Origin of the sequence: Acinetobacter sp. YH12252 (assembly GCF_013417365.1) — a bacterium.
Classification (GTDB): domain Bacteria; phylum Pseudomonadota; class Gammaproteobacteria; order Pseudomonadales; family Moraxellaceae; genus Acinetobacter; species Acinetobacter towneri.
The window spans coordinates 224464-241175 of sequence record NZ_VPEA01000004.1 but is presented as its reverse complement, the minus strand read 5'-3'; the positions used below and the strand labels follow the sequence as shown (position 1 = coordinate 241175).

Here is a 16712-nt window from a genome sequence, read left to right as displayed (position 1 = left end):
GCTTACTCTCCTGCCATTTCTACATATAACGCGCCGTCTTCAACCACCACAGGGAAAGTTTGAATCGGGTCGGTGGCTGGCAAGCATAAGGCTTGACCAGTCTTTAAACAGAAACGTGCAGAATGTAGTGGACATTCAACCGTGCCATCATCTTCAAGATAACCTTCAGACATTGAGGCATTGCCGTGTGAACAACGGTCATTCATGGCAAAGAACTCACCACCGTTGTTGAATACTGCCAGTGCTTCAATACCGTTCACACCGCAGTCCACTTTTAACGCTTCGCCTTCGTCTAATTCGTCAACTTGGCAAACAAAGATTTTATTCATTAGAAGAATACACTCAGGTTGTGTGAGTTATAGGTTACTTGGTCAAGTACAATCTTACGGTTGAAGATCTGGAAGCCTAAGCCACCTTCAACACGACGGATTTTGTCATGGCGCTTACCACAGTAAATAGTCACGTCTTTCTCTTTTTGAGTACGGTACAACAAGTAAGTTACGTGTACGTCGTATTCACCTTCGACCTCTGTCGCTTCAACAATCACGTTGCTGACCATATGCGTGGTACGTGACGGAGGTTCTTCAGCCCATGCCATACCTGTTTCCAGACGTGCAACACGGCGCTCAAGCAAGTGTTTGTTGTCGTTGAACACCCAAGTTGTAGGTGGTTCAACTGAACGACGACGGTCACGGGTTTGCGCATTTGGTGTGGTACGCAAGGTATAAGAAATATCTTCTGCCATGAGGTCTAACCACTCACGGAATTTCCAGTCGTCCAGCAATTTTGCTTCGCGATACAAGAATTGGCTCACTTCATGTTGAAGTTCTAAACTGATTTGACTCATTTCATTAGCTCCTTCTCGTATTCGTCAGCTGCTTTTTCAACGTCTTCCCATTTTTCATGGATCAGCAAGTCTGCCCAACGGCGGTACATACCACGTGCTGCAGTTTCAGAGAAAATGTAGTTGGTGATTCCTGGAATACCATCTTCACGTACTTTTTCGTTGCCTTTACCCATTTCGACAATGAGCTTGTTTTGACGTGCTTTATAGCCGCGCAATACTTTTTGAATTTCAATCCAGTTTTCAGAGTCATCTTGCTCTAAGAAACCTGCAGGACCGAAAGCACGTGTTGCAGAACGCTCAAATGCTTCTTTCACGTCTTGAGGTGCTTCAGCATCGGCAATACAGAATGCCCATACTTCAGTTTTGTTTGGACCACGTGGATGCCATACGCGCAGTGTTGCAGTACCGTTCAACCAAGACAGTGTTGGGAACATGGTGTTGTGACCAGCCAAACGTAAGGCACGAACTTCACCTAAACGCTCTTTAACTTCGTCATACGTTTCACGGAAATAGTTAGCAACTTCGCCATCTACCCATACGTTTGCATCTGGTTTTTCTGTAAAGAAGAAACCTGAACCGTGACCACGTGAACCGTATTGAAGTGCGTCTTTCGCAGTTTCCCAAACAGGACGAGCGGTTTGTGCAGCACCCAATTGTTTACTGCTGTCATCATCTGGTTTTGCACCAAGTACCTGAATGGCAGAGGCGTGTGAGAACAAAGCGTGATATTGGTCAGAAGCAAACTGTTCTGCAGCAAATTTCCAGTTACAGTCAATTTCCCACTTGTGTACGCCACCAATAATTTCAGTACCACCCGGACGACGGTCAATCACGCCATCTAAGTACCAAGCGATGTCGCCCATATATTCTTCTAGGTCTGGAGTGGTTTCATCCCAGCAACCAAAGATCAAGCCTTTGTAAGACTTCACGCGGTTCACTTCCACCAAGCCCCATTGCTCTTTACAAGCACCTTGTGGATACGCACGTTCTTCTAAAGGAATATCTTTGAGTGAACCATCAATACCGTAAGACCAACCGTGATATGGGCAAGTAAATGCACGGGTATTACCACAGTCTGCAAAGCTCACACGCATAGAACGGTGACGGCACTGGTTTAAAAATGCTTTGATTGAACCGTCTTTTTGACGTGCCACAATAATTGGATCTTCACCCATGTAGGTGTTGAAGAAGTCGCCAGCTTTAGGAATTTGGCTTTCATGACACAGGAACAACCACGTACGGCCGAACACACGTTCAAGTTCTAATTCGTAGATATCTGGATCTGTATAAATAGATGGAGTGATACGTCCATTTTGTGCATCGACCAAAGCGTCGATTTCGCGCACATCAATTTTTCCACTCATGAAAAGCTCTCCTGTGACCAACAACGGCACAAAGTAAATAGACTCAACTTTTGATGGATAATGGTTTTTTAGGGACGTTTAGTGAAATATTTTTTTTGTTTCAATTAATAGTTTTTATAGATTAATCCAACATTATATTTTGCATTTAAATCGTTGCATAATGATGAAACCCTATTTACTTCGCGAATGACACAATAATTCTCACCGAATAGTTGTTTATAGATCATTCTTTTATTAATCTATAATTAGACATATTTTGAATTAATCTTTGGAATGGTTGTATGGAATTACGTCACCTTCGCTACTTCATTACCGTTGCTGAAGAACTCAACTTCAGTAAAGCCGCACTTAAACTTTATACGGCTCAACCTTCGCTGAGTCAGCAAATTAAAGATTTAGAAGAAGATGTCGGCGTTAAGCTACTCAACCGTACCAAACGTAAAGTCGAGCTAACCGAAGAAGGTGCTGTATTTTTAGAACAGGCCCGTCTGACTTTGGCGCAAGCCGACAAAGCGGTTGCCATGGCGCGTCAGGTGTCACAAGCCAAACAGCAAATGCTGCGTATTGGCTTTGTTCCTGTGGCAGAAATGAAAATTTTCCCTTTTGTACTGCCTAATTTACGAGTACAAAACCCAGATTTAAAAATTGAATTGCTGAGCCTAAACAACACTGAGCAAATGAAAATGATTAAAAAAGGTGAACTCGACATCACCTTTACCCGTCACAATATCAACAGTGATGAAATTGAAAGCCAGTTTGTACTGCGTGAACCACTGATTTTTATTTTGCCCAAAGATCATCCGTTAGCAAAATACGAACGCGTTCCTGTCAAAGCATTGAATGGCATTGATTTTATTATTCCTTCGGCAGAGGCTTCTTATAATCTGCATCACTTGATTGTCGATTTTGCCAAACAGCACAACATTGAACTAAACATTGTGCAAAAAGCTGACAACATTTTATTTAATATCAACTCGATTGGTATGAGCTTGGGTTGCACCATTTTACCGGGCTATGTTGCTCCGCTAACCATGGAAAATACCGTCATCCGTCCACTTGATGTAGAACTTCCACATTTAGATTTATACGTCAGCTACGGCAAAAACAGCCATTCCGCTGCGGTACAGAAATTTATGGAACTGCTCACACGTGTGTTCTATTTGGACATCAACCGCGAACAATAATTCTAAAACCACTCGCGTTTTTCAACCTTTCAAAAGTGCTTGCTGCTTGATGCATCAAGCACTTTTTTGTGCATCCTAAATGCTAAAACAAAGCTTTAGACTTAAGTCTAAACTTATTTTTTTAATCTTTTTCTGAACTACTGCTCATTCTTACACTCAAACATTCGCATTTTTGCAGTCTGCTTTTTCCTCGCTTCGCTACCACATTTCCTGCAAATTACAACTTAAGTCTAATAAGTTAAAATAGGCACCCCATCGCTATTTTCTAAAATTAAGCCGATGATAACAGGCAGTAACACCTTTAGATTGCACATCCAGAAAGGATCAAGAATGATAAAAACACCCTTCAGCAGAATGAAAACAGGGATTCAATATCGTCCTTATTTTTTTATCAGTTTTGTGATTACCATTGTGCTGTATGCTATTTTTCAGACCCTCACTGCATGGTCATGGTCAAGCTGTTTATTGATTAGCTGGAATATCGCGATTTCCTGCTATTTGGTTTTAACCATGCGCAGTTTGTGGCACAGCGATCATGCACATATTTTACAACGTGCCCAACAACAAGATGCCAGCAAATGGCTGATTTTATTCTTGGTATTTCTAACCTTAGTGATGTGCTTTATTGCGATCATTGTCGAGGTGAATTTATTTGCACAAAGTGAGTTTGTGCGCATGGGACATTTTATTTTATCCATTACCACTATTTTATGTGCTTGGTTTTTTATGCACACCATTTTTGCGATTCACTATGCGCATGACTATTATTTGGCACTGCAACAGCAGCAAGAAGGTGGTTTGGATTTTCCCAAGACGTCGCATCCAACCTATCCTGACTTTTTATATTTCAGCTATGTGATTGGTACATCTGCACAAACCGCCGATGTCTCGATTAGCTCACAACCCATGCGGGTACTGAACACGCTACATATTATTTTGGCTTATAGCTTTAATACCACTATTTTGGCAATTTGCATTAACTTGGTCGCGAGCTTTATTCAGCACTAAATTGGGTACATAAAACATCCATAAAAAAGGATGGCAAATTGCCATCCTTTTTTACCTCACTGCGCTTAATTTACGCCACGTGCAGTTAAGTAGTTTTTAATCACAGTGTTAAATTCTTCCGCTTTTTCAACCTGTGACCAGTGACCACATTGGCTGAAAATGTGTGCATCGGCATGTGGCACAATATTTAAAATATCCCATGTACGCGATACTGGAATCACCACATCTTGTGTACCGTGAATCAGCAATACAGGCACAGTGATGTCTTTCATTTTGTCAAAGTCGAGTGGGAACTCGAAACGGTCACGGTCACGCGCGCCCACAACATCCATTAAACGGTCTGAAGCATAGTCATTTTTTGCAGAAGCAAAACGGACTTTGACCAACTCATCTGTAATCAAGTCTTTATTTACCACGAACATTGAAAGCGTCTTTTTAATGCCTTCTTCAGTCAATACAGGATTTGCATGCGCTTTGAGGGCTGCAGTCTGTTTTGCACCGCCTGTACCCATTGAGATAATACCAAGAACACGCTCTGGGTAATCCAATGCCAACTGGAATGCCAACCAGCCACCCAACGAGTTACCCACCAACCAAGTTTTTTCAATGCCCAATGCATCTAAAGTACGTACAGCATGATCTACCCATGCACGGATGCCATATTGTGTGCCCGGTGCAACCACAGTTTGACCATAGCCGATGGTATCAATGGCGATACAACGTGCTTGCTCACCAATTTGTGGCAAGTTTAACCACCAGTTTGCAGCAGCCGATACGCCTGTACCTGAACCGTGTAAAAATAGAATAGGTGTACCTTCACCCACTTCATGATAATGCGTTAATTCGCCTTCTGCTGTTTCAATCCATTTATCTTCTAAGCCAAAGAATGGATCTGTTGTATAGTCAGGGATTTGAACAGTGCTCATATATACTCCTCGTACAGTCTTTAGCTTGCGTTTGGCTCTAGGTATAGAATTTGACGTCAAGTGGACTCATTCAACATTACTTTTACAGGCTTATATTACCTGTTCACACGGCATCAACTGATACAAATTTACGATCACAACCTACAAAAAAACGATTAAACAACTCTTTGAATTTTATAAATTTAATAAAATAAAAGTCTTAATTTATATAAGGTATTTATTCAGTAAATATTAAAAAAAAGAGCGACTATAAAAAGCCGCTCTAATTTTTATCTAGCTTTAGAATTTATAAGTGTAAGTCGTGGCGATACGGTGTTCTTCTAAGTCATTCGCAAAGTTAAAATTGGTATCGATGAACATATAATTAAAGCCTAAACCTTTAAGCTTACCTTCTGGCACAACATAGTTCACAATGACGTTATTTTCGTTTTCTTTACCTTCTGGCTTGCCTGCGCCCAGATCGATATTGTCACCGCGGAAATGACGTACTGTCGCTGTTAAACCAGGAACACCCACATCAGCAAAATTATAGGTATAACCCAAACTCCAAGAACGCTCATCTTTACGAATGAAGCTCGCCACAGACCAGTTGTCTAAGTAAGGCTGCGGCACCCACCCGCCCAAGGTCGGGAACATTGGGGCTTTTGTACCGTGCTCACCAAACATTTGTTGATAACCTAACTGTACAGTGTGCATCCCATTGTTGATTTTTGCACCCGCAGACACGGCCTGGCTGTCAATATTGCCATACAGCTTGTCACCCGATTCGCTGTTGTCAAAATAGCGTACATGGGTATCCAGCTTAGTTTTTTCAGCCAAAGTCGTTTTATAGTTTGCAGCGACATAATGTTGTTGATAGATGTTGGTTACATCCGCATACCAATAACTTCCACCTACTTTAGGGGTAAATTGATGATCTACTCCCACAAGATACATGCCATCGTCTGTGCTTAATTTATTCGCTTCAGCAGCAGAAAAATTATTTTGAGGGAACAACGTAAAATCTTGGTATTGGTTATCATAACGTGCATTAATACCGTCTAAATAAGCCAAAGTTAATTTAGTATCTTTTAAATCCTTTGATTCTAACCATGCACCGCTATAAGTCGTTAACAATTGACGCGATGGGTCAAAAAACACCACAGGTGACATTGGTAATAAGTCACCTACTTTTAATTCAGTTTCAGAAAATTTAACTTTTAGAGTTGCACCGACCTTACCAAAATGATCTTTTGACTCTTTACCATCATGCGGCAAAACCCAGTCTGCATTTTTATCACGACCATTGAGTTTTACTGCGTGTTGAACGAGAAGATCAGCACCCACCTGAATTACGCCTAAATCGTGATAACCCGATTTAGCATCCAAGGTGACTGCTTGTGACCATGAACCAAAGTTCCCCGCAGGGTTGTCTTTAATTTGACGATCTAAATAAAAATTCTTAAATTTAAGTTGAACATTGCTGTCGTCAATAAAATCTGCCTGAGTTGCAGTTGTCCCTAAAGTTGCTGTCGCAGCAAAAAGTGCTATCCATAAATTGTGACGATGCATGCGTTTTTCCTATTCATCCAATAAGCGAATCTGGGCATCATGCAAAACTCTTGTCATGAAAAAAATCCGACCACAGTATTAAGCTTTTCTACAAATTCAGCACTTTCTGTATTTAGCAACTTTTTTCCAAGTTTTTTAATTCTTTTTAACGATAAAAAATTAAGTCCTAAATCCTCACCAGATGAATTTTTATTTGAATTCACTGCTTAATTTAGGCGAAAAACATTGTTATTTTTTGCATCATGTGAAGGATTAATCTTTTTTAACTTTAAACCCATGTGTTAGCGTTATTTTCTATAAACCCAACTTATAAGAAAAACATTTTAATCAGCACAAAATTCAGCACATTTTACATCTTTCACAGCATAAAAAAGCACCCCAAACGCATTTGGAGTGCTTAATTCAAGCCTGCTTTATATTAAAAACTTAGGCTTGCATTTCACGTGCTTTAGACATAGTCAATGCCAAGTCTTCAATCATATCTTCCTGACCGCCCACCGTACCGCGACGACCAAGCTCAAGTAGAATTTCACGCGCAGATACTCCATATTTTGCTTCGGCACGTTTTGCGAACAATAGGAACGATGAGTAAACACCTGCATAACCTAAAGTTGCTGCATCACGGTCTGCACGAATTTGATGCGTCATCATTGGAATGATCAAGTCTTCAGCAATATCCTGCACTTTAAACAAGTCCACACCTGTTTCCATTTGCATACGGTTTGCGACCGCTACAAACAATTCAAGTGGTGTATTACCTGCGCCTGCACCTAAACCAGCCGAAGCCAAGTCAACACGGGTTGCACCTGCGGTCACAGCCGATACAGAGTTCGCAACGCCCATGCCCAAGTTATGGTGACCATGGAAACCAATTTCGATGTCTGAGGCGAGGTTGGCACGTAAAATACCTACGCGATCAGTCACATCTTGAGGCAACATATAGCCTGCAGAATCTGTTACATAGATACAGTTTGCACCGTAAGACACCATTTTTTGTGCTTCTTCGAGCAATTTTTCTGGAGAAGCCATGTGCGCCATCATCAAGAAGCCCACAGTGTCCATACCCAGTTTACGTGCTGCAGTAATGTGCTGTTCAGAAACGTCTGCTTCAGTCGAATGTGTCGCCACACGAATGGTTGCCACGCCTACATCATGCGCCATTCTCAAATGATCAACTGTTCCAATACCTGGCAGTAATAGTGCAGAAACTTTTGCCTGTTTCAGGTTTGGAATCACTGCTTTCAGATATTCTTCATCAGTAGCGGCTGCAAAACCATAGTTCACAGAGTTACCGCCTAAGCCGTCACCATGCGTAACTTCGATTAAAGGTACACCTGCATCATCCAAAGCAGTTGCAATGGCAACCATTTGCTCTGGCGTGGTTTGATGGCGCATTGGGTGCATACCATCACGTAAAGTCATATCATTAATAATAATCTTAGACATTTTGGTATTCCTTAAGCTTCAGCAGTTTTGAAAACGTGTTCTGCAAACATTTCTGCAGTACGTGCAGCCGCTGCAGTCATAATGTCTAGGTTACCTGCATATTTAGGCAAGTAATCACCCAAACCTTCAACTTCCAAGAAAATTGAAACACGGTTGCCATCAAAAACAGGGCCGTTTACAAGTTTGTAACCCGGTACATATTTTTGCACTTCTTTGATCATGGCATGCACAGATGCTGTAATCGCTGCCTGATCTGGCTCACCTTCCACTAAGCAGTGAACGGTATCACGCATCATTAAAGGTGGCTCAGCTGGGTTAATGATGATGATGGCTTTACCTTGTTTTGCACCGCCAACTTCTTCAATCGCGCCTGCAGTGGTACGGGTAAATTCATCAATGTTTTTACGTGTACCCGGCCCCACAGATTTAGTTGATACCGTTGCAATAATTTCACCGTATTCCACAGGTTGAACGCGAGAAACTGCAGCCACCATAGGAATTGTTGCCTGACCACCACAAGTCACCATGTTGACGTTTGGCACTTCGCCCGCTTGTAGCAACGCTTCAAGGTTCACTGGCGGTACGCAGAATGGGCCAATTGCCGCAGGCGTTAAGTCAATCATCAACACGCCAAGCTCATTCAGTTTGCGGCTATTTTCTGCATGCACATAAGCAGAAGTTGCATCAAAAGCAATTTTAATATCATCTTCAAGTACGTGAGGAAGAAGACCATCTACACCGTCACTTGTGGTTTTTAAACCCATTTTTGCCGCACGAGCTAGACCTTCAGAGGTTGGGTCAATTCCCACCATCCACACAGGCTCTAACCATTCACTGCGTTGTAATTTATAAAGCAAATCTGTACCAATATTACCTGGACCGATCATTGCACATTTAATCTTTTTCATGCATGTACTCTCTTAGAATCTCGATTTATTCCGCAGCAAACGCAGCTGTCACTGAACCAAAGCCTTCAATTTCGACTTTAAATTCTTCACCTGGCTGTGCAACAACCATAGGACCTAAAGCACCAGTTAAGATGATGTCGCCTTTTAACAATGGACGACCACGGCGCACCATTTCATCGGCTAACCACACGGCAGCGTTTAATGGATTTGCTAAACAAGCTTTACCCACGCCTTGAGAAACTACTTCTTCACCACGGGTCATCACCATTTTGCAGTTCACCAAATCCAGATTTTCTAGCTTGACTGGTTTTGAACCTAGAACGAATGCAGCAGAAGATGCGTTATCGGCCACGGTATCAATCAAACTAATTTTCCAGTTTTCAATACGGCTATCGACCACTTCAATGGCAGGCAAGGCATATTCAGTCGCGCTGATAATATCCGCATACGTGTGTTTTTCTTTGGTTAGATCTTGGTTAATCACCAATGCAATTTCTGCTTCTACTTTTGGCTGAATCAGCAAACCTGCAGGAATCGCTTCACCATCACCATAAGCCATATCGGCAAACAACATGCCAAAGTCAGGCTGATCTACACCCAGTTGTGCTTGAACCACTTTAGAGGTCAAACCAATTTTACGCCCCACCAAACGACGACCTTCTTTTAAGGCACGTTCGGTATTCACTTCTTGAACGGCATAGGCAATATCTACGTCAGCACTTTCACCACCAAGTTCTGGGCGGATTGGCGCAATCGCAGTTTGAGAGAGTTCGGCAGTACGTAATGCTTGCGCAACTGATTCAACAACAGCAGAATTCGACATCAATGTTTCCTTAAACTGCAAAAATTGGGCATATACCCCGAGATGTTGGAAAGGTAATAATAGAAAATAGGGATGATGACCCCGATCTTGTCCATTCTCAGGACAAGCTATCCAGCTCAGAGGTATGTAAACTGATTAAGAATCGGAAAAATGGCGGGTTTATGCCAATACTTATTTTCTTTTTTTCAATAGCTATTAGCTATTAATCTATTTTTATAAAAAGCAAGCAAAACAGTTGTCTGTAGGCTATGACATTATTTTCCGAGTCATTGACTCGGCAATTCGCAGCAATCTTAAAATGTCTTAATCCTAACTTTAGACTAAAAGCTAAGCCTTTTTATGACGCTCCCAAAAGTACATAAAAAAAGAGCAACCTGAAATTTTTCAAGTTACTCTAATTTCAAATTCATCTAAATTGTTTTACTGGGTTTAACTCGCCTGACGTAAACGATATTGCTGCACTAAAAAATCATGCAAACTCGGCACATCATCTGCAATGGTTAAAGGCTGATAACGCTGCAACACCTCTACACTATGCACGCCATAACTCACGCCTACACGCGGCATGGCAATGTTTTGTGCCATTTCCAAATCGTAAGAAGTGTCACCCACCATAATCGCTTGCTCGACCTGCACATCGGTACTGCTCAAAATTTCCTGCAACATTAAAGGATCAGGTTTAGATTTGGTTTCACTTGCAGCACGTGTCGCCACAAACAAATCCTGACTTTGGGTTTGCGCCAACACTCGGTCTAAACCTTTACGGCTTTTGCCTGTTGCCACTGCCAATTTCAATCCCAAACCTGACAACTCATCGAGCATATCTGCCACACCCTCAAACCAAGCATCGGTTTTTGAGTGTTCGACATAGTGTTCTGAATAGCACTGCAAAATCGCTTGATGCAGCTCTGGCACTTCAGGAAATAAACGCTGTGCCACTTCAGGCAAACCCAAACCAATAATACTTTTAGCCGCAGCATCGGTCAGGGGTTGCTGAAATTGTTGTGCTGCGAACTGCAAACTCGCCACAATTTGACCGACGGAATTAAATAAGGTGCCATCCCAATCAAAAATGATGAGTTCTACAGGTTTATTCATATTAGGTTCCTAAATTTGATTCGGCTTTTAAATTCCCTCGCTTTACCTTAACTCAAAAGGATAAACGACCAAGAATCAGCACATATATCACAACAAATATTCGATACGCGAAGGGCGACATGGATGTCGCCGTTTCGCTGTGGCACAGAGATGTTCCATCAGCGAAACAAAAGTTTTTTGTTACTTTTCATCTTTGAAAAGTAAGGCATAGCCTATACACCAAAAATTTAAATTAAAAACTTTAAAATGTGGCAGTGAATTACCCCTGAAAACCTCATCTCCTTTTTGCGAAACAATGTTCCTCATCTTTAAAAAGAAGCAAGCTGCTATCGCACAACAGAGAGTTACAAAAATTAAAACTCAGGTGGCGCCGTCGGCTTATCCGTCTTTTGCGCTCTCAACTGCGCCACCAAACTCTGCATATCTTCAGGTAAAGGCGCTTCAATCACAGGATAGCCTGGAATTTCCAAACGCATGGCATGTAAGCACAAACGACGTGGCGCAGGACCCCGATATTCAGTTTGATGACCATATTTATCATCACCCACCAACGGATGCCCAATGCTTAAACCATGCACACGAATTTGATGGGTACGTCCTGACAACGGCGAAGCATATACCAAGCTTGCATGCATAAAACGCTCAGCCACATTCCACTGGGTTTTAGACTCTTTACCTTCTTTAGACACACGTACACGACGTTCGCCATTCGCCAATTCATAACGATGCAACGGCGCATCAATCAATTGTTGATCCAAACTCACCTGCCCTTTGACAATCGCAGCATAAGTTTTTTGGATTTTATGTTCGCGCAATAAATCTTGCAGGGTTTTTAAGGTACTGCGTTTTTTGGAAATCATCACCAAGCCTGAAGTACCACGGTCAATACGGTGAATCAATTCCAAATATTTTTTACCTGTCGCAGCACGTAAGCCTTCAATCAACCCGTAGGCAACGCCACTGCCGCCATGGACTGCAATGCCCGAAGGTTTATTCACCACCATCAAGCCTTCATCTTCATAAACCACACGGCTCAATAAACCCTGTGCCACCTTGTCTGAAATTGGAGCAGCACTGTCGTCTTTTTGTTCATAGCGAATCGGCGCCACACGAATTTGATCGCCAATATTCAGTTTGGTTTCTGCTTTAATGCGCTTTTTATTGACCCGCACCTGCCCTTCACGAATCAAACGATAGATGCGACTTTTAGGCACCCCTTTTAAACGACTAAACAAAAAATTATCGATGCGTTGACCCGCTTGATGCTCATCCACTTCAAACCAAGTGACACTTTGCCATTGTTGGGTAGAATTCATACAGTTAAGAGACCTAATAAAATACTAAAATTGATTAAAAACTGATCATTTAGGCTATGCTTTACACAAGAAACATAAGCTTAGCCCATAGGCAGATGATGCAAGGTTTGATATAGTCAGCGCACGGAAACCATCGTCAGTGGGTTCACGTTGAATCTTTTCAGGTTTTTCTGAAATAGAGCAATCAACCAACATCCCACTACATACGAGCAGGTCCCAAAAGAATTATGCCGACGCCGAAGGCTTATTATATCGGCAAAAAAGCAAACTGTTGCGTTTAATTGTACCTCAGGTACATAAATCAGTTTGCCTGAAAAAATATGTCGCCAACTCTAGTTGGTTTTTAAACGTAAACTGATACACATCAGATTAGTCGCACCCTGAAAACCACTTCAGGCTAAAGCGTTTGATGTATTGGATCTGCACAATTTGTAAAGATACGACGATAATTCCGTATCAAGACACTCTATCTATGAAAGAAGAGATGATCTTCGAGCAATGTGACAGTGAAAGTTACACACATCCAATACACCGCTCGTCCGCCAGTGAAGCGATCAGGTGACTTTATCCGTTTAAAGGTTAAAGCCGTATTGCCATCATCAATACGTGAATCATACACCGCAGCCCCACACAAAAAGGCCGGTAAAAAAAGCTCAGACCACAATTGGTTTTTTTGAGATCTGAGCAGTTGATCCGTGATGCTTGATGTTCGCTACGTGTCTAGCGATTTTTTGCTGTGTATCACTATTAGGTGTTACACCCATGAAACGTATGTTGATTAATGCAACACATGCCGAAGAAATTCGCGTTGCACTTGTCACTGGTCAGCGTCTTTACGATTTCGATTTAGAAAATCGTACCCGTGAACAAAAAAAATCGAATATCTACAAAGGTCATGTGACCCGTGTAGAACCTTCTTTAGAAGCCGTATTTGTTGAATACGGTGCAGGTCGCCAAGGCTTCCTGTCGATGCGTGAAATCGCAAACTCTTATTACAAAGCCGACCCTCGCCAAACTTCTAATATTCGTGAACTGATCACTGAAGGCACTGAGCTTTTGGTACAGGTAGAAAAAGAAGAACGTGGCAACAAAGGTGCTGCGCTCTCTACCTTCATTTCTTTGGCTGGTCGTTATTTAGTGCTTATGCCAAATAACCCGAAAGGTGGCGGTATCAGTCGTCAAATTTCAGGTTCTGTGCGTGAAGAACTCAAAGAAATGTTGGCATCTTTAAACGTGCCACGCGGCATGAGCGTGATTGTACGTACTGCGGGCATTGGTCGTTCACAAGAAGAATTACAGCTTGATTTACAACACTTGCTTGACCTTTGGGCGCAAATTCAAAACACCGCAAGCTCTGGCCCATCGCCAATGTTGGTACACCAAGAAGCAGGTGTGGTGACACGTGCGATTCGTGACTACTTACGTGATGATGTTGCCGAAATTTTAATTGACTCAGAACAAGCTTATAACGAAGCCTATAACTTCGTAAAAGCCGTGATGCCACGTCAGTTAGACAAGCTAAAAACCTATACTTTAAATGAGCCGCTATTCGCGCATTTTGGTATCGAAAGCCAAATTCAAACAGCTTATGAGCGTGAAGTTAAATTGCCTTCAGGCGGCTCAATTGTCATTGACCAAACTGAAGCATTAGTTTCAATTGACATCAACTCGGCTAAGTCTACCCGTGGTCAAGATGTTGAAGATACTGCGCTTAATACCAACCTTGAAGCTGCCGAAGAAATTGCGCGTCAATTGCGTTTACGCGACATCGGTGGTTTGGTGGTCATCGACTTTATCGACATGACCAAAGACCGCAACCAACGTATGGTTGAAGCCAAACTTCGTGAAGCAACACAAAGTGACCGCGCACGTATTCAATTTGGTCAATTATCACGTTTTGGTTTAATGGAAATGAGCCGTCAGCGCTTACGTCCATCACTTGAAGAAGCGACTGGTTACGTTTGCCCACGCTGTCACGGTACAGGCATGGTACGTGACCTACGCTCTCTTTCACTTTCAATTATGCGTAAAGTGGAAGAAATTGCCCTGCGTGAACGTCATGGTGAAGTTCAAGTCGAAGTACCTGTTGAAATTGCAGCATTCTTACTGAATGAAAAACGTCACAGTCTGGTTTACCTTGAGCAAACTTCAAATGTGCGTGTGACTGTATTACCTCACCCACACTTAGAAACCCCGCATTACGAAATTTCGTATAATCCTGAAGGCTTTGCACGAACCAGCTATGAACGTACTGAAGCAACTCGTTCAAGCGAAAAAGAGTTGGGTTATGAATCTTCTGAATGGCATTTAGAAGAAGCCGATCAATCGCACAGCCACGCTGCTGCACCTGCGGCAGAAAAAACTTCTGCAAGAAAACCACAAGCAGCACAGCAAAATAAAGCATCTGCACAACAGTCTGCACCTGCGGCAGCAACTACAGCAGCCAGCCCATGTGCATGGTTAGAAAATCTGTTTGTGCAAAAACAAGCATCTACCATTGATCAAGCACGTACTGCCAACAACGCTGCAGCAGCCATTGAGCAAATGGTGAATAGCGGTGCCGTGAGCCGTGGTCAGTTTGGTCAAATTACAACTGCTTCTGTGGCCCCTGCTGCAAGCAGTCAAAATGTGTACCTTGCACCATCGACAGTGGCACAAAAAACTGAACGGGACTCTGCAGACAAATCTGCTGAACGTGAAGACAAACCAGCTCCGCGTCACAATAACAAAAAGCCACGTCACAGCAATAACAACAAAAACAAAGAGCAACGTGAGCCGCAAACTCAGCACGACAATCAACAACATCAAGTGCATGAAGAAGTGGTTCAGATGTCGCGTCAGGAGCAACGTCAGGAAGCGCGTGAAAACAAACGCAACTCTCGTCGTCAGCACAACAATGACCAAGCACCACAGCAGCAAGAAGCTCAAAATAACAATGAGCAGCAGCAAAATGCCGTGCCACGTCGTGACCGTCGCAACCAACCTCGTCCAGAACGCCCAAATCGTCACCGCGACCCAAGCGTATTGAATGAGCAAGCAACGACTACGGCAGTGGCTTCTAATCATCCGAAAGTGGAGTTAATTGACGCACCGCGTCAAGAGTTCAATACAACGGCTTTGGTGGTGAATGTCGATCAAGCTCAAACTGAAATTGTGGCATTGAATGCTGCGCCAGTAGCGGCTGAACCAGTGACAGCAGTAGAAGCAACTCTGCTTGAAACGGTTGCTGAACCGACTCAAGCTGTTGCTGTGGTAGAGGCTGCAGCCGTTGTTGCAGAAGAAACAGCTGCACCTGCGGAAGCTCAAGCACAACCGACTGCGCCTGCAAAACGTGCCAGCAATGACCCGCGTCAGCGTCGTCGTCAGCAACGTGAAGGTCAAGCGCAGCAAGTAACTGCACCAAAGTTAACGCCTTCACAGGTGCCAACTTTAGCGCAATACAGCATTGGTAGTCTGATTCGCCACGTCTATGGTGAAGATTGCTCAGTCCTGATTGAACAGTTTGGTTTAATTCCAACGTTCAATCGTGCTTTGCAAAAGTTCACCGATGAATATGCGGCAACGCTTGCAACAGCTGCGCCTGTGGCAGAGAAAAAACCTGTCACACGTGATGTGGAAGTTGCGAAAGCCGCACCAGAAGCAGAACCTGCACCTGTGTTAGATCTGACTCCACCAAAACCTGTGTCAGATAAGCGTGTTGCCAACGATCCGCGTGAGCGTCGTCGTTTAGCCAAACAAGCTGCTGAGCAAGCCTTGGAACAAGCCAAGCAAGCACAGGCAGTAGAAAAAGCTGAAGCAGAAAGCACACCTGCAGCAGAGCCAACGACTGACGTTGTGGCAACTACCGACGCATCTGTAGAAGCAAACTCTACTGCAGAAACGTCTGTAGCGCTAAGCACAGAAGTCGAAGCAACTACAGAAGTAAACCCTGAAGTAGAGGCTACAACTGAAGCTACTCAGCCAGAGTTGAACGCGCAAGACGACCTTGCACAAACTGTCACTGAAACTGCAGCAGCGCAAGAAGAAACTGCCGTTGAAGTGGTCGCACCTGTACAAGTGGAATTAGCAGTAGATGACCCAGTCGAAACTGCTGAATCTGAACAGGACAAAGCAGAAAAAGAGAAAACTGCACGTCCGCGTCGCCCACGTGGTCGTCCACCTAAAAAAGTAACTCCGCCAACTGAGTCTTAATTCGCACTTTTGCAGCGGAATAAAAAAATCCAGTCATTTTAATGACTGGA

Annotated in this window: 13 protein-coding genes; 3 read left to right on the top strand and 10 right to left on the bottom strand. The window is 43.1% G+C overall.

The window, feature by feature from the left end; translation table 11 throughout:
• Positions 1–2 precede the first annotated feature (2 nt).
• The 3 genes from hcaC to hcaE are packed head-to-tail and all read right to left on the bottom strand — an operon-like array spanning position 3 to position 2211.
• The gene (hcaC, locus tag FTV28_RS06215) at positions 3–329 is read right to left on the bottom strand and encodes a 3-phenylpropionate/cinnamic acid dioxygenase ferredoxin subunit (RefSeq protein WP_004976057.1); all 327 of its coding nucleotides are present in this window, start codon (positions 327–329) and stop codon (positions 3–5) included.
• Positions 329–847 carry a 3-phenylpropionate/cinnamic acid dioxygenase subunit beta gene (gene hcaF / locus FTV28_RS06210; protein WP_104853007.1) on the bottom strand — a complete coding sequence of 173 codons (519 nt, stop codon included), beginning with the start codon at positions 845–847 and terminating at the stop codon, positions 329–331. The genes hcaC and hcaF overlap by 1 nt, the downstream gene beginning before the upstream one ends.
• On the bottom strand, positions 844–2211 hold the full coding sequence (hcaE, locus tag FTV28_RS06205; RefSeq protein WP_179989736.1) for a 3-phenylpropionate/cinnamic acid dioxygenase subunit alpha: 1368 nt from the start codon (positions 2209–2211) through the stop codon (positions 844–846). The genes hcaF and hcaE overlap by 4 nt, the downstream gene beginning before the upstream one ends.
• A gap of 281 nt (positions 2212–2492) precedes the next feature.
• Between hcaE and hcaR the strand changes: the two genes are divergently transcribed.
• Positions 2493–3395 carry a DNA-binding transcriptional regulator HcaR gene (gene hcaR, locus FTV28_RS06200; protein WP_179989734.1) on the top strand — a complete coding sequence of 301 codons (903 nt, stop codon included), beginning with the start codon at positions 2493–2495 and terminating at the stop codon, positions 3393–3395.
• 330 nt (positions 3396–3725) lie between these two features.
• A complete protein-coding gene (locus FTV28_RS06195) occupies positions 3726–4403 on the top strand; it encodes a DUF1345 domain-containing protein (protein WP_096901303.1) in 678 nt (225 codons plus the stop codon).
• Between the two features lie 65 nt (positions 4404–4468).
• Here FTV28_RS06195 and FTV28_RS06190 read toward each other — a convergent pair whose 3' ends face one another.
• The 7 genes from FTV28_RS06190 to FTV28_RS06160 form a co-directional block, all read right to left on the bottom strand.
• The gene (locus tag FTV28_RS06190; protein WP_004976044.1) at positions 4469–5329 is read right to left on the bottom strand and encodes an alpha/beta fold hydrolase; all 861 of its coding nucleotides are present in this window, start codon (positions 5327–5329) and stop codon (positions 4469–4471) included.
• Positions 5330–5608: 279 nt separating this feature from the next.
• Entirely contained in the window at positions 5609–6880 is a 1272-nt protein-coding gene (locus FTV28_RS06185; protein ID WP_154321082.1) for an OprD family outer membrane porin, read from the bottom strand.
• 426 nt (positions 6881–7306) lie between these two features.
• The gene (gene dmpG, locus FTV28_RS06180; RefSeq protein WP_131261066.1) at positions 7307–8326 is read right to left on the bottom strand and encodes a 4-hydroxy-2-oxovalerate aldolase; all 1020 of its coding nucleotides are present in this window, start codon (positions 8324–8326) and stop codon (positions 7307–7309) included.
• Positions 8327–8337: 11 nt separating this feature from the next.
• Positions 8338–9234, bottom strand: coding sequence for an acetaldehyde dehydrogenase (acetylating) (locus FTV28_RS06175; RefSeq protein WP_096901306.1), 897 nt, complete (start codon positions 9232–9234; stop codon positions 8338–8340).
• Between the two features lie 25 nt (positions 9235–9259).
• Entirely contained in the window at positions 9260–10057 is a 798-nt protein-coding gene (locus tag FTV28_RS06170) for a 2-keto-4-pentenoate hydratase (RefSeq protein WP_004976036.1), read from the bottom strand.
• Between the two features lie 429 nt (positions 10058–10486).
• Positions 10487–11155 (bottom strand): HAD-IA family hydrolase, encoded by a 669-nt coding sequence (locus FTV28_RS06165; protein WP_004976034.1) that lies wholly within the window; start codon positions 11153–11155, stop codon positions 10487–10489.
• A 353-nt stretch (positions 11156–11508) separates the two neighbouring features.
• On the bottom strand, positions 11509–12471 hold the full coding sequence (locus FTV28_RS06160; RefSeq protein WP_179989732.1) for an RluA family pseudouridine synthase: 963 nt from the start codon (positions 12469–12471) through the stop codon (positions 11509–11511).
• Positions 12472–13233: 762 nt separating this feature from the next.
• Here FTV28_RS06160 and FTV28_RS06155 point away from each other — a divergent pair.
• Positions 13234–16662, top strand: coding sequence for an Rne/Rng family ribonuclease (locus FTV28_RS06155; protein WP_179989730.1), 3429 nt, complete (start codon positions 13234–13236; stop codon positions 16660–16662).
• Positions 16663–16712: the final 50 nt, after the last annotated feature.